24 protein-coding genes are annotated in these 25,851 nt (G+C 49.4%); 8 read left to right on the top strand and 16 right to left on the bottom strand.

All coding sequences use genetic code 11. From position 1 onward, the window contains the following. The 11 genes from R3289_RS16835 to gspC are packed head-to-tail and all read right to left on the bottom strand — an operon-like array spanning position 1 to position 10,477. On the bottom strand, positions 1-477 hold the full coding sequence (locus R3289_RS16835) for a type II secretion system protein M (protein ID WP_318926850.1): 477 nt from the start codon (positions 475-477) through the stop codon (positions 1-3). After that, entirely contained in the window at positions 474-1,748 is a 1,275-nt protein-coding gene (gspL, locus tag R3289_RS16830) for a type II secretion system protein GspL (protein WP_318926849.1), read from the bottom strand. The genes R3289_RS16835 and gspL overlap by 4 nt, the downstream gene beginning before the upstream one ends. After that, complete coding sequence (gspK, locus tag R3289_RS16825; RefSeq protein WP_318926848.1) at positions 1,717-2,724, bottom strand: type II secretion system minor pseudopilin GspK; 1,008 nt, start codon at positions 2,722-2,724, stop codon at positions 1,717-1,719. Before gspK ends, gspL begins: the two co-directional genes overlap by 32 nt. Then, a complete protein-coding gene (gene gspJ / locus R3289_RS16820) occupies positions 2,724-3,398 on the bottom strand; it encodes a type II secretion system minor pseudopilin GspJ (RefSeq protein ID WP_318926847.1) in 675 nt (224 codons plus the stop codon). Before gspJ ends, gspK begins: the two co-directional genes overlap by 1 nt. After that, complete coding sequence (gspI, locus tag R3289_RS16815) at positions 3,385-3,744, bottom strand: type II secretion system minor pseudopilin GspI (RefSeq protein ID WP_318926846.1); 360 nt, start codon at positions 3,742-3,744, stop codon at positions 3,385-3,387. The genes gspJ and gspI overlap by 14 nt, the downstream gene beginning before the upstream one ends. Then, positions 3,741-4,322 (bottom strand): type II secretion system minor pseudopilin GspH, encoded by a 582-nt coding sequence (gspH, locus tag R3289_RS16810; protein ID WP_318926845.1) that lies wholly within the window; start codon positions 4,320-4,322, stop codon positions 3,741-3,743. Before gspH ends, gspI begins: the two co-directional genes overlap by 4 nt. Before the next feature lie 18 nt (positions 4,323-4,340). Further along, positions 4,341-4,775: a type II secretion system major pseudopilin GspG gene (gspG, locus tag R3289_RS16805; protein WP_318926844.1), complete on the bottom strand. Its 435-nt coding sequence runs from the start codon at positions 4,773-4,775 to the stop codon at positions 4,341-4,343. A gap of 23 nt (positions 4,776-4,798) precedes the next feature. Then, positions 4,799-6,019: a type II secretion system inner membrane protein GspF gene (gene gspF, locus R3289_RS16800; RefSeq protein ID WP_318926843.1), complete on the bottom strand. Its 1,221-nt coding sequence runs from the start codon at positions 6,017-6,019 to the stop codon at positions 4,799-4,801. Then, positions 6,019-7,521: a type II secretion system ATPase GspE gene (gene gspE, locus R3289_RS16795; protein WP_318926842.1), complete on the bottom strand. Its 1,503-nt coding sequence runs from the start codon at positions 7,519-7,521 to the stop codon at positions 6,019-6,021. Before gspE ends, gspF begins: the two co-directional genes overlap by 1 nt. Further along, positions 7,521-9,542: a type II secretion system secretin GspD gene (gene gspD / locus R3289_RS16790; protein ID WP_413466715.1), complete on the bottom strand. Its 2,022-nt coding sequence runs from the start codon at positions 9,540-9,542 to the stop codon at positions 7,521-7,523. Before gspD ends, gspE begins: the two co-directional genes overlap by 1 nt. 41 nt (positions 9,543-9,583) lie before the next feature. Then, the gene (gene gspC, locus R3289_RS16785) at positions 9,584-10,477 is read right to left on the bottom strand and encodes a type II secretion system protein GspC (protein WP_318926841.1); all 894 of its coding nucleotides are present in this window, start codon (positions 10,475-10,477) and stop codon (positions 9,584-9,586) included. Positions 10,478-10,772: 295 nt separating this feature from the next. Between gspC and hslR the strand changes: the two genes are divergently transcribed. The 4 genes from hslR (at position 10,773) to R3289_RS16765 (ending at position 16,334) form a co-directional block, all read left to right on the top strand. Beyond that, positions 10,773-11,180: a ribosome-associated heat shock protein Hsp15 gene (gene hslR, locus R3289_RS16780; RefSeq protein ID WP_318926840.1), complete on the top strand. Its 408-nt coding sequence runs from the start codon at positions 10,773-10,775 to the stop codon at positions 11,178-11,180. 20 nt (positions 11,181-11,200) lie between these two features. Further along, a complete protein-coding gene (gene hslO / locus R3289_RS16775) occupies positions 11,201-12,079 on the top strand; it encodes an Hsp33 family molecular chaperone HslO (RefSeq protein ID WP_318926839.1) in 879 nt (292 codons plus the stop codon). Positions 12,080-12,399: 320 nt separating this feature from the next. Further along, complete coding sequence (gene pckA, locus R3289_RS16770) at positions 12,400-14,031, top strand: phosphoenolpyruvate carboxykinase (ATP) (RefSeq protein WP_318926838.1); 1,632 nt, start codon at positions 12,400-12,402, stop codon at positions 14,029-14,031. Positions 14,032-14,288: 257 nt separating this feature from the next. Next, positions 14,289-16,334, top strand: coding sequence for an AsmA family protein (locus R3289_RS16765; protein ID WP_318926837.1), 2,046 nt, complete (start codon positions 14,289-14,291; stop codon positions 16,332-16,334). Here R3289_RS16765 and R3289_RS16760 read toward each other — a convergent pair. From R3289_RS16760 to R3289_RS16750, 3 genes are all read right to left on the bottom strand, one after another. Beyond that, positions 16,289-17,209, bottom strand: coding sequence for a bifunctional GNAT family N-acetyltransferase/hotdog fold thioesterase (locus tag R3289_RS16760; RefSeq protein WP_318926836.1), 921 nt, complete (start codon positions 17,207-17,209; stop codon positions 16,289-16,291). The genes R3289_RS16765 and R3289_RS16760 overlap by 46 nt on opposite strands. A gap of 122 nt (positions 17,210-17,331) precedes the next feature. Further along, a complete protein-coding gene (dtd, locus tag R3289_RS16755) occupies positions 17,332-17,769 on the bottom strand; it encodes a D-aminoacyl-tRNA deacylase (protein ID WP_318926835.1) in 438 nt (145 codons plus the stop codon). Then, positions 17,766-18,731, bottom strand: a complete 966-nt coding sequence (locus R3289_RS16750; RefSeq protein WP_318926834.1) for a virulence factor BrkB family protein — start codon at positions 18,729-18,731, stop codon at positions 17,766-17,768. The genes dtd and R3289_RS16750 overlap by 4 nt, the downstream gene beginning before the upstream one ends. Before the next feature lie 110 nt (positions 18,732-18,841). Here R3289_RS16750 and R3289_RS16745 point away from each other — a divergent pair, with 110 nt between their 5' ends. Further along, a complete protein-coding gene (locus tag R3289_RS16745; RefSeq protein ID WP_318926833.1) occupies positions 18,842-19,483 on the top strand; it encodes a DUF2959 domain-containing protein in 642 nt (213 codons plus the stop codon). Between the two features lie 4 nt (positions 19,484-19,487). On the opposite strand, the gene R3289_RS16740 is transcribed toward R3289_RS16745, so the two are convergent. Together R3289_RS16740 and typA are read right to left on the bottom strand one after the other, a co-directional pair. Then, complete coding sequence (locus R3289_RS16740; RefSeq protein WP_318926832.1) at positions 19,488-20,021, bottom strand: AAA family ATPase; 534 nt, start codon at positions 20,019-20,021, stop codon at positions 19,488-19,490. Between the two features lie 121 nt (positions 20,022-20,142). After that, a complete protein-coding gene (typA, locus tag R3289_RS16735) occupies positions 20,143-21,972 on the bottom strand; it encodes a translational GTPase TypA (RefSeq protein ID WP_318926831.1) in 1,830 nt (609 codons plus the stop codon). A gap of 574 nt (positions 21,973-22,546) precedes the next feature. On the opposite strand from typA, the gene glnA reads away from it, so the two are divergent. The 3 genes from glnA to glnL all read left to right on the top strand — a co-directional run bounded on the left by glnA (position 22,547) and on the right by glnL (position 25,818). Beyond that, on the top strand, positions 22,547-23,956 hold the full coding sequence (glnA, locus tag R3289_RS16730) for a glutamate--ammonia ligase (protein WP_318926830.1): 1,410 nt from the start codon (positions 22,547-22,549) through the stop codon (positions 23,954-23,956). A gap of 111 nt (positions 23,957-24,067) precedes the next feature. Beyond that, the gene (locus tag R3289_RS16725) at positions 24,068-24,622 is read left to right on the top strand and encodes a DUF4124 domain-containing protein (RefSeq protein WP_318926829.1); all 555 of its coding nucleotides are present in this window, start codon (positions 24,068-24,070) and stop codon (positions 24,620-24,622) included. A gap of 137 nt (positions 24,623-24,759) precedes the next feature. Then, the gene (gene glnL / locus R3289_RS16720; RefSeq protein ID WP_413466714.1) at positions 24,760-25,818 is read left to right on the top strand and encodes a nitrogen regulation protein NR(II); all 1,059 of its coding nucleotides are present in this window, start codon (positions 24,760-24,762) and stop codon (positions 25,816-25,818) included. The last annotated feature ends 33 nt before the right edge of the window (positions 25,819-25,851 follow it).

Raw genomic sequence — 25,851 nt, 5'->3', positions numbered from 1 at the left:
TTATCCTCGCCCCAGCTGTAGGCGGTTCACTTCGACCATACCATTTACATCTGTTTTAGAAATATCCAGAAACTGCGCTTCGATACCATACTCATCGCGTAAAAAAGAGAGCCAGTTGACTAATGTATTAAATGGTATTGGTTTAACCCACACTTGTACTGCCTCACTGCGAGGCTGCATACGAATGAGCTCAATACGAAAACGACTGGTGGTTTCATTTACGATCTGGTTCAGACCTTTATCGCTAATTTTCACAGCCGAGCCGGATGCACCTTTCAGGCGAGTTATCTCTTCCGCTTTTGCTTCCACCCAGCTAAGTAACTGACGCTCAGCCTGAATGCGTGTTTGTGCAATTTCTGCCCGGTTCGACAATGGCTGCCACAATCCCCAGTAAAGCACCGCAAGGGCTAATGCCCCGGCACCACCCAGCACCAGGCGTTGCTCGCGCAGGCTTAAGGCTTTCCACCGCCCTTTCATGATTTTCTCCTTAAGACCACGGCACCATTAACCTGATTTCCATCTTTATTCAACTGGCCTTGCTCTACCTCAAAATCTTTCGCCAATAAGGTGCGCAATTGCTCGAAATGCTGAAACTCTGCCGCACTTGCCTGAAGACGTAACTCACCACGATTCTGATCATACTTCATATTCAGAATTGTCATTTGCGGCACGTTACTCAACATCGGTTTAAGTTGCAGCAGCCACGGTAGTAACCCCTGATCACTGCCATCACCGCCCAGCCGGGTGATCGCACTGTTCATCTGATTTTTAAGGTAACTTTGTGAAGGAATACGTTTAAATTCAGGTAACACCTGACGGAAAATACGCTCGCTTTCGGCCCGGTAAGCCTGCGCCTGCAGTTCCATCCTCTGCACCGACACAAAGTGTTCAACAACAACCGTCGTCAATACCAACCCCGCAGCAATCGCGACCTTGCGCCATGGCTTCAGGTGCTTTCGCCACACCGACTGGGGCTTATATGGCCCGGATAACAAGTTTACTTTGCTGCTTTCAGCACCTTCTGCAAGCAGCTGCATGACCAGTTCAGGGGTTTCCGGTTGCCAGTTACCCGGCATATGCTCTGGTGCCGGCGTAAAGTGATGGATGGTTAATACCGGTAAGCCGTCTGCGGTTTCGGCTTCTGGTTCTTCTTCGGTTTCCGGCTCTTCGCTTTCAACGACAACGGTAGCAATCGGCGCTTTTTGTGCCAGCAACCAGCTACCCAGCCATGACGGCTCCGCACAGACCCCCAAAGCTTCAGATTGACGTACCAGCCATTGCCGCCCAAGTTCCGCGGCGCTATAACCATCATCGTAGAGTGGCAGACACAAACAGTCGGGTACCAGTTTTTTCACTTCTATGTCGGCTTTGACAAACTCATTCAGCCAGTGTTCAATTTTGCTGTGTTCGATAATGGCCACATTAGCGATATCACCTTGACGCTTTATCAGGTGCACATGCAGTGAATCAACATCCTGTGCCAGTTCTTCTTCTAACAGGTAGGGTAAAACTGCCGCCAACTGGCGTCCGCTACCGGCAGGAATCGCAACCTGAGTTAACAGCAACTCACTGGCAGGAACAAGCGCAATCACCGGACGCTGCGCCGCATACTCAGCCAATTCATTCAATTGCGTCATATCAGCCAACTGGCCTGATGCAATAACTTCGTTTTGCTGTGGCGACCAGACCAGCCATTGCACCGGCTGTTCAGGCCGGCTACTTAGCCTTATTGTCAGAAATTCGCTCACTGATCCCTCCATAACGGCGACGAATCACTGTCACCTCTTTTTGAGCATCACGTTTCAGTAATGCAACTAATCTAAGTCGGGCTCGATCGACCAACACTTCTGTATCCAGTTGAAAATAATCGCTGCTCACCGCCAGGTGTTTTTCAGCACGCGTCAGGATTGCAGCATCAATCCCGCTGATCGTCGGCTCGTTCTTAAAATCATCCACACTTTGCCAGCCATCATAGGGACGGGAGGCAATTAACGTCTGGGCATCTGACAATGATAACGCCGGGGTGAATAAACCCGCCAGCAGGGCGGCCTGCTGCTCATCAATGGTATTCACGTTCAGCACCATCTTGTCACTTGGCAGTGCACAAAGCAGATGCTTGGCTTTATTGTAAACCTGGCCGGTAACACCATTAATGGCACGAAACTCACTGACATCTGCCAGCCAGTCATTGGGGGGTAAATAAGGCGGAAGAAAACCTTCATAAGTACTGTCTTCGGCACCGAACGATGACTGTACGGCATCATCCGGATCCACAAATTCCCAGCTGGAATCTGCAACGACTTCAGCTTCATAGCTCTCTACCCCCACTTCTTCCAGCAGTGATTGCAGATAGCTCACTAAAAAAGGCTTCTTCGTTTGATCCGCCTCCGGTTTGACGCGACTTAATGCATTGAGGTTAAAACAAGCCTGGCGATCAATAATATTGCCAATCGCTTCACCATTGTCTAACGGGTAACGCTGGCCTTTGGTTGCCCATGCCTGGCTCAGGTTAACGGTATCACTGTCATCGACACCTTGCTTAATGGCCACCTTTGCCAGTTCTTCCAATCCCTGGGCATACCAGTATGCTTGCTGATTCAGTATCTGGTTCTCAACCCGGTAGAAGTTGATATGTAATCGTTCGGTCATTTGCACGGCCAGCAGAGTCATCAGGGCTAACAGCAACAGGACAACGATCAGCGCAACGCCTTTTTGCTGTTTCATTAACTGTTATCCTCCTGCCCAATCGCACTGAGCCCTGATACCGGCAGCAGGTAAATGCGCTCTATGTCGCCGAAATCTGCCAGGGTCATTTTTACCATAATGCCTTCCGGCAAAGCTGTCTCTTTAGACCACTCATCGACCCATTTTTTTTCGCTGTAATAACGGAAAGAGAGCTTGGTAACATCCGCTAAGGTTTCGCGTATTAAAGGCTCTGTTCCCACTACCGTATCAGGATAGCGGAACCACACACGCTCGAGTTTATCTTCTATGATCCGGTAGCCGACCCGGACATTTTCACCCCGCGGAAACATTTGCTGCGGGTTCTGCCAGCCGGCGCGGGTAAAGATGATGCCCTGATCTTCCGAATCAAGCAGATACTCACCTGACAGCAATAGCTTCTCTGACGGTTTTTCACCCTGATTGCGTACGCGTCGCGCAACTATCTGACGGAAATCGTTATCCATCATGACCATGGCTCGCTGAATCGATTTCAGTCGTTCATTATGTTCACGAGACTGCTGATCACTTAACTGTACGTTACTAAGCACCTGATAGGCCGACAAACTCAGCATCGCGAATACCGCAATGGCCACAAGTACTTCTAATAAGGTAAAGCCCCGCTGCTGCATACCAGGACGTCGGATTGAAGGGCGGCGGCAATTAATTCGCAACATAAGTTCTGACCGTGACCACCGTTTGTTTTCTCTCAGCATCCGTTGCTACCGTGGCATCTAGCGCTCTTAAATAACCGTCTGCCGTTTTCGTATTTTTAATGCTCCAGTACCATTCGCGCCCGGCCAGCTCAGACTTGCCGCGCTTCTCAGTAGCCGGGATCTGTCCCGACAGGCGGACCTTCGCCAACTCGTTATCTGCCACCATGACGGCAAAGGTTTTCTGCTCTAAGTAGCCCAGGGTGTTTAAATGCTGGCTCACGGCTTTCATAACACTGAGCGCCGCCGTGGCAAATACCGCCAAAGCCACCAATACTTCTAACAGGGTCATCCCGCGATTACGCTTCATCGTGTTTTCCCTGTTCTCAGCTCGTCACCCGGGCGGAGTAAAAAGAGCTGCCCCAGTTCATCTGCCTGAATACGCCAGAACAGGTTTTCCCCGTCCACTTCAAATGCCAGGGTAAACGGGGTGTATTCTCCGCTGGCCATTACTACAATTTGCGGCGGTTTAATCTTGTCTTTATCAGTTTGTTCAGCAAACAAATCTTCATCGAATAGCGAGCCTGGGTTGAATAAACGATCTTTGTCTTGCCAGGAATAGCCGCCCATCTCGACTCTCAAGTCGATATCGTCGCCGACTTCAATGGCAGTGAAAAAACGGGACTCGGCGATCGGCTGCCAGTCTTTACTGGTTAGCTCAAGAAACTGATAACGATGGCGCTCAATACGGATCCCGTAATCAACCCCATTGAGCAAGGCATCTTCACCCAGCAGCTGAACCAGGTGGTGAAAACGTGCAGCCTCTTCTTTGACCTTGTCTTCTTTGCTTTCCGGCAGGGTCATAATAACGGCCACGGCACTGGTTGCCAGCAGCACCAGTACCAACAATATCTCAATTAAAGTAAAACCTGCTGCACGTTTATTCATGGTTATTGAACTCTGGACTTAAAAGTCCAGCATGTTCCAGTTACCTATATCCGTATTGCTACCTTCTCCGCCTTCCTGGCCATCCGCACCCAGGCTAAAGACATCAATCGCGCCATGCTCGCCTGGCATGACATAATTATATTCATAACCCCAAGGGTCTTTAGGCAGCCGTTTAATGTAGCCGCCGTCGCGGTAATTACGCGGCTCAGGTGTTGATGAAGGCTTAGACACCAATGCCTCCAGCCCCTGATCGGTGGACGGATAAACGCTGTTATCAAGCTTATACATATCCAGTGACTGCTCAAGCGCACTGATATCAGTGACGACTTTTTGCTGATCCGCTTTTTCTTTGTTACCCAATAGGTTCGGCACCACCAAGCTGGCCAGTACACCTAAAATAACAATAACGACCATGACTTCTAACAGCGTAAAGCCGTGTTGTTTGCGTTGCATTGAAAAGACCTCCAAAGGAAAAACTACATGCCAACCATGTTATTTAGTTCAATGATTGGCATTAAGGTGGCAATCACGATAAACATGACAATGCCCGCCATAAAGACAATCAATAGTGGTTCAAAAACACCCAGCGCCATATTAACCTGAGATTCAAAATCCCGATCTTGGTTATCAGCGGCCCGGGTTAACATCTGTTCCAGCTCACCACTACGCTCACCACTGGCTATCATGTGTAGCATCATCGGTGGGAATAGTTTTGTTTTATCTAAAGAAACACGAAGGCTCGCCCCTTCGCGCACTTTGTCTGCGGCTTCTAAAATCTGCTTATTGACCCAGGTATTGGTCATCACATCTGAAGCGACCTTCATACCATCAAGCAAAGGAATGGCACTTGATGTACAAATCGACAAGGTACGGGCGAAGCGAGAGGTGTTCAGGCCACGGGCCACTTTACCAATCACCGGTACCCGCAACACCCAACGATCCCATTTCATTCTAAAATCAGGCTTTTTCAAGGCTGTTTTTAACAGTGCTATTGCCGTAACAATTACCACCACCACGACAATACCCCAGTTCTGAACAAAGTCACTGGCAACCAGCAGTATTTCAGTAATCGTCGGTAATTGCTGTCCCATCTGGACAAACTGATCGACGATCTTAGGGACCACGGTCGCCAGCAAAAAGGCGACAACCGAAACCGCGACCAGGGTCAGCATGGTCGGGTAAATCATCGCCTGCTGCAGCTTGCTGCGCATCTGTTGGCGGTTTTCAGTGTAATCCGCCAGGCGATTCAGCACAGTATCTAAGTGGCCGGATTTTTCACCCGCTGCCACCATGGCACGAAATAGCCGATCAAACACATGGGAATATTCCGCCATGCTGTCTGACAGGGTATAGCCTTCAACCACCCGTGAACGCACTGCCAACAGCATATTTTTCAATCGCTGCTTTTCACTTTGCTCTGCGACGGCTTTTATACATTCTTCCAGAGGCATGCCCGCCTGAACAAGCGTTGCCAGCTGTCGGGTGATCAATGACAGTTCACTTGCGCTAATACCGCGACGAAACTGGAAACCAGTACTGCTCTGCTTTTTCTCACGACCCTGAGTTTGCACTACCTCTACCGGCACAAAACCTTGCTCGCGCAGTTGCTGACGTACCTGACGGGCATTATCCCCTTCCAGTACGCCCTTTTTCTGGCGCCCTTTAGCATCAAGCACTTTGTATTCGAATGCAGCCATTAGCTCTCCTTGGTCACTCGCATCACTTCTTCAAGGGTAGTAATGCCTTTTTTGACCTTAAGTAAGCCATCGTCACGGATACTTGGTGTGTATTTTCGAATGACTTTTTCAATTGCCTGCTCACCGGCTTCGGCGTGGATCAGCTCCTGTACTGTGTCATCGATCAATAACAGCTCATGAATACCGGTACGGCCACGATAGCCTTTGTTATTGCAATGCTCACAACCTACCGCACGGTATAAAGTGAGTGGATCATTCTCACCCAGGTGGAACAGCTTTTTCTGCTCGGCATCAGCTTCATAGGGCTGACGGCATTCAGAGCATAAGGTACGCACCAGACGCTGCGCCAGCACCCCAAGCAAAGAAGAAGAAACAAGGAAAGGTTCAATGCCCATATCGCGTAAACGGGTGATCGCACCGATCGCGGTATTAGTGTGCAAGGTCGACATGACCATGTGGCCGGTCAGCGACGCCTGAACCGCAATAGAAGCCGTTTCCAGATCGCGAATTTCACCGACCATTACAACATCCGGGTCCTGACGTAAGATAGCACGCAGGCCCCGGGCGAAGGTCATATCTACTTTTGAGTTAACCTGAGTTTGACCAATTCCGTTAATATCAAACTCAATCGGATCCTCCACCGTTAAGATATTTCTTTCCTGGCTATTCAGCTCTTGCAACCCTGCATACAGGGTGGTCGATTTACCTGAACCGGTCGGGCCGGTCACCAGGATAATACCGTGGGGACGCTGAATAATATGACAGAAGGTTTTATGGTTCTCTGGTGTCATCCCTAAGCTATGCAAATCGAGTCGAGTCGCATTTTTATCAAGCAGACGCAGTACCACACGCTCACCGTGAGACGACGGCATAGTCGAGACACGCACATCCACCGCCCGGCCACCGATACGCAGTGAGATACGGCCATCTTGCGGCACACGCTTTTCAGCAATGTCGAGGCGGGCCATAACCTTAATACGCGAAACCAGCAAGGGGGCCAGCTTACGGCTCGGCTGCAACACTTCGCGCAAGACACCGTCAACCCGGAAGCGGATCGACAGTATCTTTTCAAACGTTTCAATGTGGATATCAGAAGCCGCTTCTTTGATGGCCTCAGCCAGCATGGCATTGATCAATTTAATGATCGGCGCATCATCTTCGGATTCCAATAAATCCTCGGATTCCGGCAACTCTTCTGCCAGCGAGAAGAAATCATCACTGTCTGATCCCAAATCTTCCATCAGCTGACGGGCTTCAGATGAATCCCGCTGATAAGCCTCGGTTAACTTCAGCTCAAACGCTTTTTCTGTCAGCTCTACCGGGGTAAAACTCCTGCCGACAACACGGCGCACTTCCGCTAACACCACCGCAGATAGCTGACCACAGTAAAACAGTATCAAGCCTTGCTCGCCGGCTTCCAGTACAACACGGTGGCGCCGGGCAAATGAAAAGGGCAAGCGGAACAGGGTGAGCACATCGCCTTCCATGTTAACCGCAGCCATTACAGATCCTCCAACTGAGCAACAAAGGCGCGCACTTCAGCCGGTAGCTCAATATTATCACCGAATTTAGGCAAGACCGGTGGCATGGTATTGGGCATTAATTTCAGCCCCTGATCGGCCTTATAAAGCTGTTCAGCACGAATGTAATTATATTTACGCTGAGTAATACCGTCAGCCGTCACGCCGTCGCGGATAATGGTCGGCTTAATAAACACCATCAGATTTCTTTTCTGGGTCGTGGTATTGGTTGACTTAAACAGGTGACCCAATATCGGAATATCGCCTAACAGCGGAATTTTCGATTCACTCTCATTGGTTTGTGTGTCGATCAAGCCACCCAGCACGATCATCTGGCTATCCTGAACCAGCACGGAGGTGTTCAGCTGACGTTTGGAAAAACGAACATCCACAGCGCCATTGGCCCCGATCACACTGGATACTTCCTGTTCAATTTTCAACTGTACCGAATCGCCTTCATTAATCTGCGGGGTAACATTGAGCTTGATTCCCACTTCTTTACGTTCAACGGTCTGAAATGGATTGTCATTACTGGCACTTGACGTCGACCCCGTTACCACCGGAACCTCTTCACCGACAATGAATGAGGCTTCGCCGTTATCCAGCACGGTAATGCTGGGTGAAGAAAGAATATTGGAGTTGGTATCGGTGGCAACCGCATTAACTAAGGCGGTCCAGTCGCCCAGCACCAGCCCCAACGCGGCGCCATTGACGCCGCCAAGAACACTGGCCAGGGTACCGTAGTCACCTTGTTGATCCGGTGTCGTCGTTGTGACCTGGTTATCACCAGCCCCGGTAATGGTTGTGGAGCCAGGCACATCTTCTGCTTGTTTCAGGCCCACCGCATACTGGGATATCGGGATCCCGGAATTGGAAAACTGCACCACCCCGCTGTCCAGTGATCCCCACTGCACACCAAGATTGACACCGTCACCTTCGGCAATTTCGACAATCATCGCTTCAATCAGCACCTGAGCACGGCGAATATCGAGCTGGGCTATAATATTTTCCAGCGCCCGCATAATATCAGGCGGGGCGGTCACGATCAGTGCGTTGGTATCAGCATGCGCTGATATCATCACTTCCGCGCCGTTACTGGCTGCTGTCTGTTTGCTGCCGCCTTGTTTTTCAGCCTGCAAATTTTCAGACACGCCCTTAAGCACGTCGACCATCTCTTCCGCATTGGCATATTTCAGATACACCACCCGGTTATTACCCGATGTCGCCATCTCTCTATCCAGCTGACGGATCAGGCGGGTCAGACGGGCTCGTACTTTTGGATCGCCAGACAATAACACCGTATTGGTACGCTCATCGGCCACCAGCTTAGGCTGCAGGAATTCTGGGATATTTTTGGCATCGGTTGTTTTGTTGAGCGCGTCCACAATCCGCACCATTTCTGCCGCCGAGGCATTCTTCAGCTCGATAATGGCCACTTCTTTGTCACCCGCACGATCCACCCGCTCGATAATTTCAGCCAGTCGATTGACCACTGCGGCCCGGCCGGTGATCATAATGATATTGGCTGGATCATAGTGAACCACATTACCGGCGCCGGCGTTATCATTCAGCTGGCGTAACAAGGGGGATAGCTCTCGAACAGACACATTGCGAACCGCAATCACCCGGGTAACCACGATATCGCCTTGCACCTTGTCGTTATCACCAACGACAGGAATAGCCGAGGTTTTCGCATCTTTGTCACGAATAACTTTCAGTACCCCGTTTTCCATCTCGACCACGGCAAAGCCGTACACTTCCAGAACATTGAGGAAAAACTGGTAATATTGCTCATCGTTCAGTAAGTCATAACTGCGCACATTCACCTGACCACGCACTGCGGGATCGACAATGATCGTTTTCTCCAGATTGCGCCCGACGATATTGATGAATTCCTGAATATCAGTTCCTTTGAAGCTGGCACTAAAGTCACTCGCCATCACTGAGCTGCATAGCAAGCTACTTAACAGCCACAGGGCACTCTTACCCATCCATTTTTTCACAAAAAAACTCCTGCCCTAATCGCTTGTTCGCTGTCGAATCACTACTGCAATTCAATATAAATATCATGTAATTGACCATCTCGTTCAACCGTTAGCGTAAAGTCTGTGGCTTGGGATAATTCCGTCCACAGTTTCGCCATTACTGCAGGGTCGGTTAAATCATTGCCATTAAGGCTTACAGCCAAATCATCCGCGACAAGGCCAACCGCATCGAATAACACACGGTCCTTGCCCGGGTTAACGCGGTAACCCACTAACTCGCCATCTCTCTTCACTTGCGACAAACCAATATAGCTAAACAACGCTTGCGGTTTGTCGAGAATTTCCTCTTTAATTTTAGCCAGTTCCGAGGCTGGCGGCGATTCAGAAGAACGCTCTGGTTCCACTTGACGGCTGGAAGACTGAGCCTGAGCTTGAGAAAACGTCACCCCATCAAGCATCAGCGTTTCATCACGACCACTGTTACGGATAATCACCCGATCCACATAAACTGCCTGCAGGGTTGCGCGCGTGCCTTCAATGGCTTCGTTAAGACCATAAGTATTCTGCTTGCCGCCCTTCGTTATCACCGCAAGGCTGGTTTCAGGACTGGAACTCGCGACCACGCCAACCAAGGTTAAATTCAACTGGGTTTGCGGCGCATCTTGCTTAACCGGTCCTTTTTTTATGATCGGCGCATCTTGCTGGTAGCGACCAAATAAATTCATACTCAGTACATCAGAGAGGGGAAAGGCCGATGTTTGGCCATTAGACGCTGAGACCGCTTTCGCCTGCCAGGGAATCACATCTGTCGCGGGCTTAACAAATGACCACGCCAACCGCCCCAGCAGCCATGCCAACATCACGACCAATAGCCACGTCATTATTCTTGTCGCAGTTTGGGACGACAGCGGACGCTTTGAGTAAAGTGTTTCAAACCACTTTGTTGCAACCATTCTTTAATCCATTATTCCTGAGAATGCATATTTTGCGATTAGCCAACCTGATCATATATAATACTCTTTCTGAAGGTATTAAGGCAGTCGAAAACGGCTGGAATCATTCAATACGGCAATCCAGATCACGCAAAAAACATAGTTACTATCAATAGACTAGATCTATTTCGAAATAAATTCTCTTTTTTTACGTTGAAATGTCTCCCCGATAACACCATTAACTAGACTTAACCGGCTGCTGACGCAGTCAATGCATTGTGCTACTTTAGCGCCCAATTTTGGTAAGGAGCCCGTTGTGAGTCGTCAATCATCGAATTCAGACCCGCTTGAGGTCCGTCTTGACAAATGGCTATGGGCAGCGCGTTTTTATAAAACTCGCTCAATTGCCCGAAATATGACCGATGGAGGCAAAGTGCACTACAACGGCCAGCGCTCCAAGCCAAGTAAAATTGTCGAAGTCGGCGCCGAAGTCCGCATAAGACAGGGCAACGAAGAAAAAACGGTCATTATTGAAAAGCTGTCAAGTGCACGCCGGGGAGCACCGGAAGCACAAACCTTATATAAAGAAACGGCAGACAGCCTTAAGCAGCGTGAGCAACATGCACAAATGCGCAAGATTAATGCTTTTGGCAGCCCGAGTCCTGATAAGCGCCCTGATAAAAAACAGCGACGCGATATAATTAAATTTAAGAGCAGTAACTAATTGCTGGAGAAGACAAGCTAATGACAAACGATAATCTGTACCGTTACCTGTTTGAAGGTGTATCTGTACGTGGTGAGCTCGTCCAGTTAGGCGACACATATCAACACATCATTTCCAGCAAGGAATACCCGGCGCCAGTGCAGAAGCTATTAGGCGAACTGCTTGTCGCAACCAGCTTGCTGACAGCAACGCTGAAGTTTGAAGGCTCGATCACGGTACAGCTGCAAGGCGACGGCCCGGTGAAACTCGCCGTCATTAACGGTGATCATGATCAGAAACTACGTGGTGTGGCTCGTTGGGAAGGTGAGGTGCCTGCTGAAGGCAATATCCATGATCTAATGGGCAAAGGCTACCTGGTGATCACGATAACCCCAACGAACGGTGAACGCTACCAGGGCGTTGTCGGTTTGGAAGGCGGCAGCCTGGCACACAGCCTGGAAGGTTACTTCAAAAACTCAGAACAACTGAAAACCCGTATCTGGTTGCGAACGGGAGAATTTGGCAATCAAGCAACGGCAGCGGGTATGCTGCTTCAGGTCTTGCCTGACGGCCAAGGCACCTCCGGTGATTTTGAACACCTTGAGCAGCTCACCGACACCGTAAAAGACGAAGAATTGTTTGGTCTTGAAGCACAAGATGTGCTTTTCCGCCTGTACCATCAGGAAGAAGTACAATTATTCGAGCCTCAACCGGTTGAATTCCATTGCGGTTGTTCACGTGAGCGCAGTGGCTCTGCCATTTGCTCGCTTGACCGCGCTGAAATCGAGCATATTCTGGCCGACAAAGGGAAAGTCTCGCTGCACTGCGACTACTGTGGCACCAGCTATGACTTTGATAGCATTGATGTAGCTGCGCTACTAGAGAGTGCACCTGAAAGCGGTAACAACCAAGTACACTAGTTAATTCTCACTTCGTAAAAACATCTGAAGATCATAAAAACAGCCGAATTAATTGCGGCTGTTTTTTTACCTGAAGCACGTTTTACTCCCATCATCACAGTACCTTTCCTTTTATTTCCCGGCTTTTTTTAAGAAAAATATTAATCTCAGCCACTAGCGCAATCGTTTTACATCGCTGTAAACTACCGACTACATAGACCCTGCGCTTTTACTTAAGTTTAACATTTTAATGGTTATTTTTTGATAAGCCTCCCTGAATTAGCCTCTTAGGGTTGCTAGCATGGTCAACAGTTAAACATCATCTTACCCAAGGAGCACCTATGACTGTCATCAACGTCGAGAAAAAGGTTGCAAAAAACGTGGATCTGTCTGAATACGGTATCAATAATGTTACAGCGATTGTCCGTAACCCTTCGTACGAAGTTTTATTCGAAGAAGAAACCAAGCCTGGCTTAGAAGGATATGAAAAAGGTATTGTCACTGAGCTTGGTGCAGTGTCTGTTGATACCGGTATTTTTACCGGTCGTTCGCCTAAAGATAAGTTCATCGTTAAAGATGACACTACCCGCGATACCCTATGGTGGGCAGACCAAGGCAAGAACGACAACAAGGCAATTGATCAGAACGTTTGGAATGAGCTGAAATCACTGGTCACTAACCAGCTTTCCGGCAAACGCCTGTTTGTGGTTGACGGCTACTGTGGTACCAACCCAGATACCCGCCTGTGCATTCGTGTGATCACGGAAGTCGCATGGCAGGCTCACTTCGTGAAAAATATGTTCATCCGTCCGACAGAAGATGAGCTGGACAGCTTTGAACCTGATTTTGTCGTCATGAACGGTGCGAAGTGCACCAATAAGAAGTGGGAAGAGCATGGTCTGAACTCTGAAAACTTCACCGTCTTTAACCTGACGGAAAAAATGCAGCTTATCGGCGGTACTTGGTACGGCGGTGAGATGAAGAAAGGTATGTTCGCGATGATGAACTACTTCCTGCCGCTTAAAGACATTGCATCAATGCACTGCTCTGCCAACATGGGCGAGAACGGTGATGTAGCAGTATTCTTCGGGCTATCCGGTACAGGTAAAACAACCCTGTCGACCGATCCTAAACGTGCCCTTATTGGTGATGATGAGCATGGTTGGGATGACAACGGTGTCTTCAACTTTGAAGGCGGCTGCTACGCGAAAACAATCAACCTGTCTAAAGAAGCGGAACCTGATATCTACAACGCCATCCGTCGTGATGCGCTGCTAGAAAACGTGACCGTTCGCGGTGATGGTGCCATTGATTTCGACGACAACTCGAAAACGGAAAACACCCGTGTTTCTTACCCTATCTACCACATTGAAAACATTGTTAAGCCAGTGTCGAAAGGTGGCCATGCCAACAAAGTGATCTTCTTGTCAGCTGACGCATTCGGGGTGCTTCCTCCAGTATCAAAACTGACACCAGAACAAACTAAGTACCACTTCCTGTCGGGCTTTACCGCAAAACTTGCCGGTACTGAACGAGGCATCACCGAGCCAACACCGACTTTCTCTGCGTGTTTCGGTAATGCGTTCCTGACCCTGCACCCTACCCAATATGCTGAAGTGCTGGTTAAACGTATGGAAGCAGCAGGAGCAGAAGCGTATCTGGTGAATACCGGTTGGAACGGCACAGGCAAGCGTATTTCAATTCAGGATACCCGCGGTATTATTGATGCCATTCTTGATGGGTCTATCGACCAGGCTGAAACCAAACATATCCCAATTTTTAACCTGGAGATACCAACCTCGCTACCTGGCGTTGATCCTGCCATTCTGGATCCGCGTGATACTTACGTTGATCCTCTGCAGTGGGAGAGCAAAGCAATCGATCTGGCTGAGCGCTTCATTAATAACTTCGATAAGTATACTGATACTTCAGAAGGGGCCGAGCTGGTCGCGGCAGGTCCGCAGTTAGACTAACTTCACGACGGTACTCCAAGCCCCTCTTTTGAGGGGCTTTCTTTTTCTGTTTCTGTTTCTGTTTATGCAATACCGATAAAACCAAACATCGAATGAAAACGGTTCACCCCCATGATAGTCGATCGCCACTATGAAAAACCGTGTATTTCCTTGCAGCTCACCCGATTTTACGCCACTCTGAGTAACACTAAACAGACTAAGATCCTGATCCATACAGCGTTTTGTCAGCAGCTTGGTATAACAGAAGGAAGGTATCAATGCGTACTGTGGGGAAAATTTTCGCAACCATCGTGGTGCTACTGCTATTAACCAGTACCATTATGCTGGCATTGCTCCACACCCAGTACGCCACCGCAATCATCACCCGTACCATTAATACCTTCTCTGACTACCAACTCAAGGCCGATAACATTGCCTACCACATCCGCGATCCCTGGCACCTTGAACTAGAGCAGCTTCAACTAAACTATCGCCAGGTTCCCGTGTTAGAAGCAGACCTGTTGCAATTATGGCTGGCTCCCCGGCAACTATTTAAGCAAGGCTGGTATTTCGACAGCGTATTAATAGATGGTACGGAACGCCTCCAGTCCATTGATCTTAAAACTCTGCCCACCCTTTATATTGCGCGCCTGGCACTCAATCACCTCAATATCACTTCGCCAGCCATCAAGCTGCAAAATGCTCGCTTGCAGATAGACAACTGGAATAGCCAGGCTCAACCCTGGGGGCAATTCAGTGGTGACTACCAACTTTCCGCTTCCCGGCTCAGCTGGCAGAATATCGAACTGGATAATGTCCTCATTGATGGTGACCACTATGACCAAAAATGGAAATTGTATGGTTTCTCTTTTGACTGGCAACACGCCAGCCTTAACGGCCAGGCCGAATACGTAGATTCCGAGGCGCAGCCCGACGCTCTCATTCTGCACCAGCTCACTCTGACCGGGTTGCAATTACAGGATCCGACGCAGCTTGAGCAATTCAAGACGCAGCTGACACAATTAAAAGCCACCGATATCACCGTAAATATCAAACGCCTTGATATTCTGGAAAGCAGCATGGAAATGCCTGACTATGGCTTCAACTCGCTGAACTTATCGCTCCAAGACTGGCACTGGCCAGCGACTGGCTGGCAGCAACAAAACGCCCACCTGTCACTCAGTGCCAGCAGCATCCAATGGCAGAAGACCGTGTTTGAGGAACCTCTGGTTGAACTGTTTTTTGCCCCGCAACAAATCACCATCGATGGCTTGTCGAGCAAAGTCTTTGATGGTTTTATCCAGACCGATGGCGCATTAACGCCGGATCTGCTGGCACTCAATCAAGTATCAATCAATGGCATTAGATGGCTGCGCCCCGAACAATGGCGGCAATCCGCCGCCACGCTGAACCGGGCGTTTGATGATATCAGCATCACCAAACTGGATGTGGGCTACGCCCAGCTGACGGATAACAATCCATCCTTCCCTATCCAGGTAACCGGGCTGAATATCAATGGCGAAGATCTGATCCTCAAACGTAAAGGGCAGTTGGGATTATGGCAGGGCGAGCTGAGCGTCAGTGCAGGCTTTGTCAGTGTCAACCGGGTCACGATGATTGAACCATATCTTATGATGCAGAGCCAGGCCGGCAACTGGCAGCTGGCTGAAGCTATCGTCCCCTTCAAAAACGGCTTGCTGGAGGCTAGCGGGGGAATCGAGCTTGATCAGCCAGGCCAACCCTGGCAGTTATTTATGCACGCCGACAGTATGCCAGCCAGCACTTTACCTTATTGGTTACAGCTCCCTCTGCCGTTGAGCGGCGCAATGGATCTCACATTATCAGCCACAGGACTGGCACAGCATCAGACCAGTCTGGCTTACAGTCTTAGCGGAGAGTTAACGGCCGGATTCCGCCAATTACAACCGCTTGAACTGACGACAGCTCAGATCTGGCAACTCTGGAGTCAGTCCGGCAAAGAGCAGGCTAATCTTGATCAGCACACCCGCAACAGCCTAGGCTATTCATCAAAACACTTAGCCAATAACGGAGCAAAAAGCACGACCGATGCGTCCGCGCCGGTTCAGCCGCTTACGGCAACGCCAGTGCATATTACCGCCGATCGCGGGCGCTTAGTGATAGCGCCTATGACGCTGAGCGGCAACGGGATTGAAGCCAATTTTGAGGGGAAATGGGATCTGGCCAATACAGCAGAACAAACCATGACGCTGAAGGCAAAGCAAGGCTGCCAGCAGCTCATCCGCGAGTGGCGAGGTGATCAACAACAGCTGTCACTATCTTCCTGCGACGGAAACAACATATAAGTACCGGTAAATGTGGAAGCCCGTTGCTCGCCACTATAAACACTCACTTCGACCGTCACCCGATCTTTGCGGCCACTTGCCAGGCGCTCAAAATCACCGCTCAAGCTCTCGACACTGGCCTCAGCACGAGGACGCTCTTTGACCGGTGCGACATAACGGATGTTGCTATCCACCAGTACAATATCAGCCTGCAGCTTGCGTTCTTTAAGCAGCATCCAGATAAAACCCCAGCCCGCTAATGTCGCCATGGTAAAAATACTGCCGGCAAACATAAATTCACTCGGGTTGAGATTAGCATTGATCAAGGCACTGACTTCAAAACGATACCCGGTATACTGACTGATTTTAACCCCCATCTTGTCACTGATCGGGATTTGATTGTGCCATAACGTCTGTAACTCCTGGCACCATTCCGGGTGGCGCACGACATCTGTTAGCGGATCAAGATACTTCAGCATTTGCTGGTGGCGCACCGGGCCGCGTTCATCTCTCAGCTCTCCCTGGCTGGCAAAGCTGTTTTTCAGATAAAACGGGATCGCGTCTTCCCGGGCATTACAGACCAGACGCTTCGCACCCTCCTGACGAGCCAGCGACTCTAAGGCCATCAGGACTAACGCCCCCATGCCCTTATGCCGATACTCCGGATGCACCGCCATAAAGCGGATCTGCCCATCATTATCCGGGGTCATATACAACCGGCCGACAGCAATGGTTTCTCCTTTATCGTCCACAATCATACGATGGCAGCTCAGCTCGTCGTAAGCATCCCGCTCAGAGCCAACCGGCATGCGCCATGGCTCACGCAACATGCGCCAGCGAAAATGATAGTAATTCGCTAACTCAGTATCCGTTTGTGGTGTGATCAATCGAAACATGCCATCCCTCTCTTCCATTGCCCGGTAGGTTATCGTTATCCTTCGCGAAACAGACCAGCCCGGCGAATAAATGATAGATTGCGGCTACCATTAAGCGCAAATCTTTATCAAGCCGATTGGTATTAAACCTGAAGCCAAAATGTCACAGGGCCGTCATTCAATAAAGCCACTTTCATATCAGCAGCAAAAATACCGGTTTCAGTCTGAATATCTTTATCCCTACAACGTTCGACAAAATAGTCGTACCAGCGTTCTGCATCCGCGGGGGCGGCACCGGCTGAAAAGCTCGGCCGCATACCGCTATTGGTGTCGGCAGCCAGAGTAAATTGCGACACCACTAAAACGCTGCCACCGGCTTGCTGGACATTCAGATTCATTTTCCCGGCGTCATCTTCAAACACGCGGTAACCCAAAACCTTATCCCGTAAACGCTGCGCTTTGGCTTCATTGTCCCCTTTCTCTACCCCCAGTAACACCAGCAGACCTTTTCCGATGGTGCCGGTAACCTGGCCATCGACGGCCACGCTGGCTTCGCTTACACGTTGAATTAGCGCAATCATTCACTTTGTTCCTTATCGCTTTTTGTTTCAGAATAGCTTGTTACTTCAGAACGTTTTTTATCTTCTGCACCCTCTTTGTCAGAGTCATCAGAATTTGTATCGCCCGCAACCAGCCAGTGTGTCCGCTCACCTAAACTGGCGGTAATTTCCGCCCCCAGCAGCACAATACACCAGCATAAATAGACCCAGACAAACAGGATTGGGATCACGGCCAACGCACCATAGATCACCTGATAAGAGGGAAAGTTGGTGATATAGAGGGCAAAGCCCTTTTTACTCAACTCAAATAGTACACTGGCCGTCAAAGCGCCAATCAGGGCATGGCTCAACTTCACCTTGATATTGGGCACCAGCAAGTACAGCCCCAGAAACGCACAGCTTGACATAATTGCCGGCAGCCCGCGCAGCATCTGTTGGAACAGGCCGTTGACCGCTTCGCTGTCAAGCAATGTAAGCGACCCGAAGTAAGAGCTGACCGCAATACTGGAGCCGACCAGAATGGGGCCTAAGGTTAACACCATCCAATATATTGAGAACGAAATCACCGGACGACGTTTCTCATGAACTCGCCAGATATAATTAAGCGATTGATCAATCGATGACATCAGCATCATGGCGACGACAAACAGGGCCCCCACACCGACCGCCGTCATCTTGCCGGCATTGGCGACAAATTCATTGAGATATGTTTTCACCACCTCACCGGCGGCCGGCACAAAATTTTCAATGACAAAATTTTGCAATAAGTCTCCCAAACCGGCAAAAACCGGAAACGCAGACAGCGCCGCCAGCACGACGGTGATCAGAGGAACCAGTGAAAGCAACGTCACATACGCCATCGAACCCGCAGTGACGGTTAGCCGATCGTGGCCAATACGCCGGTGCAGATAGGTAAAGTAGGCCAAGCCAACCTTGGCCTGCCGGGATAATTGGATCTTGTCAGTTATTTTATTGTCAGCCATATTCATTTAATCTATTGGTATATATTTCAAAGTCTAATACGGATTACTCGGTACGGTGAGGAATCCTATCCCCGTGACAGACTCATTTACCCCCCGACAAGGAACCCGATATGCCTTACCTGCTTGCCATCTTATTAAGTACCACCCTGTTATCAGGCTGCCAGAGTGCCTACTATTCCGCCATGGAACAAGTCGGCGTCCATAAACGTGAAATTATGGTGGATCGGGTTGAAGATGCCACCGAAGCTCAACAAGATGCTCAAGACCAATTTACCAGTGCCCTCGATGCCTTAAAAGCCCTTAACCAGTTTGACGGCGGAGAACTGGAGGCAACCTACGACCGAATAAATGATCAGTATGAAGCCAGCGCTGATGCCGCCGAAAAAGTGAGCGAGCGTATTGCCGCTATCGAAGATGTCGCCGATGCCCTGTTTGATGAGTGGCAAGATGAGCTGTCGCTATACACCAGCGCCAACCTGAAGCGTGACAGTGAAAAGAAACTCAAAGCCACCCAGGCGTCCTACCAGAAAATGTTAACGGCAATGCTCCGGGCCAAGAAAAAAATGACGCCGGTACTCAATACGCTGCGAGATAACACCCTGTATCTGAAACATAACCTCAATGCTGCCGCCATTGGCTCTTTGCAAGGTGAGTTTACCTCACTGCAAAATGATATTCAGCGAGCCATTGTCGATATGCAAGCTGCCATTGATGAATCTGAGCGCTTTATTGCCAAGTTGAAAAACACCTAATACCTTAAGCCTTCAGCGACATGCGAGCCAGCACCCAGCTGGCCCGCACTTCAATACTTCCCCACGGCACCGTCATCAACTCATAGCCCAGGCTTTCATAGGTCCTGATCAGCTGCTCATGGATCGCCTGCGCTTCAGCAAAGCTATGAGGACGCTCTTCATCCTGACAATAAATCGTCTCATGTGGCGCACAAAAGAACACCCGCTTGGCATAACCCGATGAGGCGTCAATATAATGCTGGCTGACAGGCTCTCCGCCAATAGCCAGGTAAGCGCAAATATCCGGGACAGCCCGATCAACAAAGGCCGGCATGGTGCCATTTTCCGCAAACCGACGTTGCTCTGCCATCATCTCCAGACACAGTTCGGCGAAGGCCGGCAGATTGGTCCAGGGTAACACACCATTCGTCAGAGCAGATTGTTGCTGGATTAAGGTGCGAGAGACTTCAGGAAAGACTAAATAACCTTTGCTTCCCAGCGCATTGAGTAAGGTCGTTTTGCCCGCGCCCGGGCCGCCGGTAATAATAATTGGCTGCATACTGCTTCGCTCATCGTGCATTAAGCAACCAGTATATACCAGGATCTAATGGGGCCAGATACAAAAATCCCGCCAGGGCTGAGCCAATGGCGGGATCTTTTAGCTTACGATTCGTGGCCGATTACTTCGGTGAACGGCTCGCACGCTTACGATCGTTTTCAGTAAGAAGCTTCTTACGGATACGAATACTTACCGGTGTGACTTCTACCAGCTCATCGTTATCAATGAACTCCAGCGCTTGCTCAAGTGTGTACTTGATGGCAGGAGATAGCGTCTGCGCTTCATCTGTACCAGATGCACGAACGTTAGTTAGCTGCTTACCTTTAAGACAGTTAACCGTTAGATCGTTAGCACGGTTGTGAATACCGATGATCTGACCTTCATACACTTCGTCAGCGTGTTCAGCAAACAGACGACCGCGCTCCTGAAGGTTGAATAGTGCGTAAGTCAGTGCCTTACCCGTTGCGTTCGAAATCAGAACACCGTTGTTACGCTGACCGATAGTACCGCCCTTGTGAGGACCGTAGTGATCAAATGAGTGGTAAATCAGACCTGAACCAGACGTTAGGGTCATAAATTCAGTCTGGAAACCGATAAGACCACGAGAAGGCATCATGAAGTCCATGCGAACACGGCCTTTACCATCTGGTGCCATATCCGTCAGTTCACCTTTACGCAGACCGATATTTTCCATGATACCGCCCTGATGCTCTTCCATCACGTCGATAGTCACAGTTTCAAACGGTTCCATTAGCTGGCCATTTTCTTCTTTGATGATAACTTCTGGACGAGATACTGCTAGCTCAAAGCCTTCACGACGCATGTTTTCGATCAGGATAGACAGATGAAGTTCACCACGGCCTGAAACACGGAATTTATCTGGATCGTCAGTTTCTTCAACACGTAATGCTACGTTATGAACAAGTTCTTTTTCCAGACGCTCAAGGATGTTACGTGAAGTAACGTACTTGCCTTCTTTACCTGCAAACGGAGATGTGTTGACCTGGAAAGTCATGGTAACTGTTGGTTCATCAACAGAAAGAGCAGGAAGTGCTTCAACGGTATTAACATCACAGATTGTGTCTGAAATCTTCAGCTCACCTAGACCGGTGATAGCAATAATATCGCCGGCTTTAGCTTCTTCCACTTCGTGACGCTCAAGGCCAAGGTAACCAAGAACGGTACCGACTTTACCGTTACGCTTCTTGCCTTCAGCATTGATGATAGTCACTTGCTGGTTTGGCTTAACAGAACCGCGAGCAATACGGGCAACACCGATAACGCCAACATAAGAGCTGTAATCTAGCTGAGAAACCTGCATCTGCAGTGCGCCGTCAACGTCAACACTTGGCGGTGCAACATTGTCAACAACCGCTTGGAACAATGGTTCCATATCGTCGCCAACAACACCTTCTTCCATTGTTGCCCAACCGTTTAATGCTGATGCATAAACAGTTGTAAAATCTAGTTGCTCATCAGTCGCGCCCAGGTTATCAAACAGATCAAAGATTTGATCCATCACCCACTCAGGACGTGCGCCAGGACGGTCAATCTTGTTAATAACAACGATTGGCTTAAGGCCGTATGAGAACGCTTTTTGTGTAACAAAGCGAGTTTGAGGCATTGGGCCATCAACGGCATCAACGATAAGCAATACTGAGTCAACCATTGACATGATACGCTCAACTTCACCACCGAAATCAGCGTGTCCCGGGGTATCTACGATGTTAATGCGGTAGTCATGCCAGTTAATTGCTGTGTTCTTAGCAAGAATGGTGATGCCACGCTCTTTCTCGATATCGTTAGAATCCATAACACGCTCTTCGGCTTCGCCGCGACCCTCTAGCGTGCCAGATTGCTGTAGTAGTTTATCAACCAGGGTAGTTTTACCGTGGTCAACGTGAGCAATAATTGCGATATTTCTTAAGTTATCGATCTGTTGATTAGACATGGATTTCACATTCACTCAGAACATGCAGCGACCAACGGTAGGTGCTACTTGATTAAAAAAACGGCTCATAATCTAACAGATTTTACGCTAAAACCCACGTAATATGTGATTTATATCACCGGTTTTTTTTTAGCCCTTGTATAAGCCCCCCTCTCCCCCGCTGTTTATGCATACTTACAGCCGATAAAAGACAGTGCCTACAGTCGCTCAGCACCCCTCGAAAGCAGTCGTTATCACGCGCCAGCAATATATCATCGCGATCTTTGAGATTTCGGATTAATCCAAAAACGAGCGTGATTATGCAGTGCCAGATTGACAATATAATGACATAAGCGAATAGTAGAGGCGCACCATCATCGTGAATACCAGTACAACCGCACCATAATGGTGCAAAAACTCACCATTATAGTGCAGAAATGGATTCCCTTAGCCCCCGATGCGCCGTAAGTGGGCGATTCTGGGGCTTTAAAAAATTGGCACACTTTTCGCAGTATCTTATTTAGAGTCGCTCTGCACAGAGCAATGAAAATTTTTGCGGCCAGTTGCCCAATCTTAACACCGGAGGTTACTCAAGATGTCAGTAGAAAATGTACTAGCACTGATCCAGGAAAATGAAGTTAAATTTATTGACCTACGCTTTACCGATACCAAAGGTAAAGAACAGCACATTTCTATTCCTTCTCATCAAATCGACGCTGATTTCTTTGAAGAAGGCAAAATGTTCGACGGCTCGTCTGTTGCTGGCTGGAAAGGTATCAATGAATCAGACATGGTAATGATGCCTGATGCTACAAGCGCAGTGCTGGACCCGTTCACAGAAGACGCAACGCTAAACATTCGTTGCGACATTCTTGAGCCTGCCACCATGCAAGGCTACGATCGCGACCCTCGCTCAATCGCCAAGCGTTCTGAGGAGTTCATGCGCTCGACGGGCATCGCAGACACGGTGCTGGTTGGTCCTGAGCCGGAGTTCTTCCTGTTTGATGATGTTAAGTTCAGTACCGACATGTCGGGTTCTTTCTTTAAGATTGATGACGTAGAAGCGGCCTGGAACACGGGTTCTGACTTCGAAGGTGGTAACAAAGGTCACCGTCCTGGCGTGAAAGGCGGTTACTTCCCGGTTGCACCGGTCGATTCCTCACAAGATATCCGTTCTGCCATGTGCCTTATCATGGAAGAAATGGGTCTGGTTGTTGAAGCCCACCACCACGAAGTTGCGACGGCCGGTCAGAACGAAATCGCGACGCGTTTCAACACCCTGACAGCGAAAGCGGATGAAACCCAAATCTATAAGTACGTTGTCCATAACGTTGCTCATGCATTTGGTAAAACAGCCACTTTCATGCCTAAGCCACTTGCCGGTGATAACGGTTCCGGCATGCACGTACACCAGTCACTGGCTAAAGACGGTGTAAACCTGTTTGCCGGCGATAAGTACGGCGGCCTTTCTGATATCGCGATCTACTACATCGGCGGTATCATTAAACACGCTCGTGCAATCAACGCCTTTGCAAACCCGGCAACTAACTCGTACAAGCGTCTGGTTCCTGGTTTCGAAGCACCGGTTATGCTGGCATATTCTGCCCGTAACCGTTCAGCTTCTATCCGTATCCCGGTGGTGTCAAATCCGAAAGCACGCCGTATTGAGATTCGCTTCGGTGATCCGGCCGCGAACCCGTACCTGGCATATTCAGCAATGCTGATGGCTGGTCTTGACGGTATCCTGAACAAGATCCACCCGGGTGAAGCGATGGATAAAGACCTTTACGATCTGCCGGCTGAAGAAGCAGCGGAAATCCCGACGGTTGCAGAATCGCTTCAAGACGCACTCAAGTGCCTGAACGAAGACCGCGAGTTCCTCACTGCAGGCGGTGTCTTCTCTGATGATTTCATTGATTCTTACATCAAACTGAAGTCTGAAGATGTTGAGAAGATCAACATGGCGATACACCCGCTTGAGTTTAATCTTTACTATTCTGTATAAGTAATAAATACATTACTCGACAGCTAAGACTTAGGCCTGCTTCACAAGCAGGCCTTTTTGATCTTGCGGTCTCTTCCCAAGCTGAAAAACTAACAAATTTGGGAGACCGAAATGCATATACCATTTATCTTGATAACGTTATTGAGCCTGCTGATCTCGCCGGCTCTGCACGCCACGACCATCTACACCTGGACTGATAGCGAGGGGATTGTTCACTTCTCTGATCAGCCCACCGAGAAGGCGACACTCTATCAATTCGACTCCCTGCCGAGTACCGTATCCGCAGCGGGCCCCACCACCTCAGAACCCATCCCCCCTGAATCCGGCAATATGCCTGATGCCGCACCTCCGGCCAGCATTCGTCTGCTGTCACCGATGCATGAACAGACCTTGCGCGAGAACGAAGGGATCATCACCGTCTCTGCCATCGCGAACCGAAAAATGGACCAAGGCCACAATGTACAGTTATTGCTCGATGGCAAAGCTTACGGCCGCCCGCAAGCCAGCCTCAGCTGGCGTTTAATCAATATCGATAGAGGCAGCCATCAGCTGCAAGTACAGCTTCTTAAATACGGCAAGGTTATTGCATCATCAAATAATATTACCGTTTACCTACACCGGGCTTCCGTGATCCAGCGTAAATCACCAGCAATAAAAACCAAATAATCACCCAATACTGATTTTTGGTGCACTATCGTAGGCAGACAGGCTACACTTGATTGCACCAACATGGTGCACAATATCAATTCACGTCACGATAACGCTCATTGATCGCAAAGTGATACGCATTGATATCAACAAGGATGATAATCGTGACAGCTAATTTTACCCCTATAATTCTGGATAATTTAGTCACAGCGGTACTGTTGCTCGACGAGAAGTTAACCATTTGTTACGTCAATCCGGCAGCAGAACAGTTGCTGTCTTTCAGTAAACGCCGTTTACTGAACACCTGTTTCCCCGATTTATTACAACACTCATCCCTGGATCTCGGCTTGGTGCAAGCCACGCTGCAGAGCGGCCAGGGACTGGCTGATAGCGATGTCACCTTTGTCATAGATGGTAAACACCATGCCTTAGAGCTCAATGCCAGCCCGATTTCCTGGCAAAAAGAACTGCTGATCCTGCTGGAGCTCAAGCCTATCGACCAGCAGCGTCGTATCAGCCAGGAGCTCAGTCAGCACGCTCAGCAACAGGCCGCCAAAGAACTGGTACGCGGCCTGGCCCATGAAATTAAAAACCCGTTGGGCGGCTTACGTGGCGCGGCACAGTTATTAGAAAAAGCCCTGCCGGACCCGAGTTATACCGAGTACACCCAGATGATCATTAAACAAGCCGATCGACTACGTAATTTAGTCGACCGCCTGCTCGGACCACAACGTCCGGGAGAGCGGCAGGTGGATAATATTCATGTGGTGTTAGAGAAAGTACGCCAGCTTGTTAGCCTAGACGGTGGCGAAAGCATTCAGATCCACCGCGACTATGATCCCAGCCTGCCCGACTTCATCATGGATCCGGAACAGCTGGAGCAGGCTATTCTCAATATTGTCAGTAATGCCGCATTAGCGCTGCAACAGGTCAACGGCGGTAATATCACCCTGAAAACCCGTACCGCACATCAAACCTTGATTCACGGTCAGCGCCATCGAATTGCCGCAAAAATCGACATCATCGATGATGGTCCGGGTATTCCGAGAGAGATCCAGGATACCTTGTTTTATCCCATGGTCACCGGAAGAGACGGCGGAACCGGGCTGGGCTTATCTATCGCCCGCAACCTGATCGATCAGCACCAGGGTAAAATTGAAGTCGTCAGTTGGCCTGGACATACTAAATTTACGATTTACTTACCCATAACCTAACCGGATAGTCACGCATCAGTGTATTCACCCGAT

This window comes from Photobacterium sp. (assembly GCF_033720175.1).
Taxonomy (GTDB): domain Bacteria; phylum Pseudomonadota; class Gammaproteobacteria; order Enterobacterales; family Vibrionaceae; genus Photobacterium.
The sequence above is the reverse complement of the archived record's forward strand: the minus strand, read 5'-3'. Positions and strand labels throughout refer to the sequence as shown.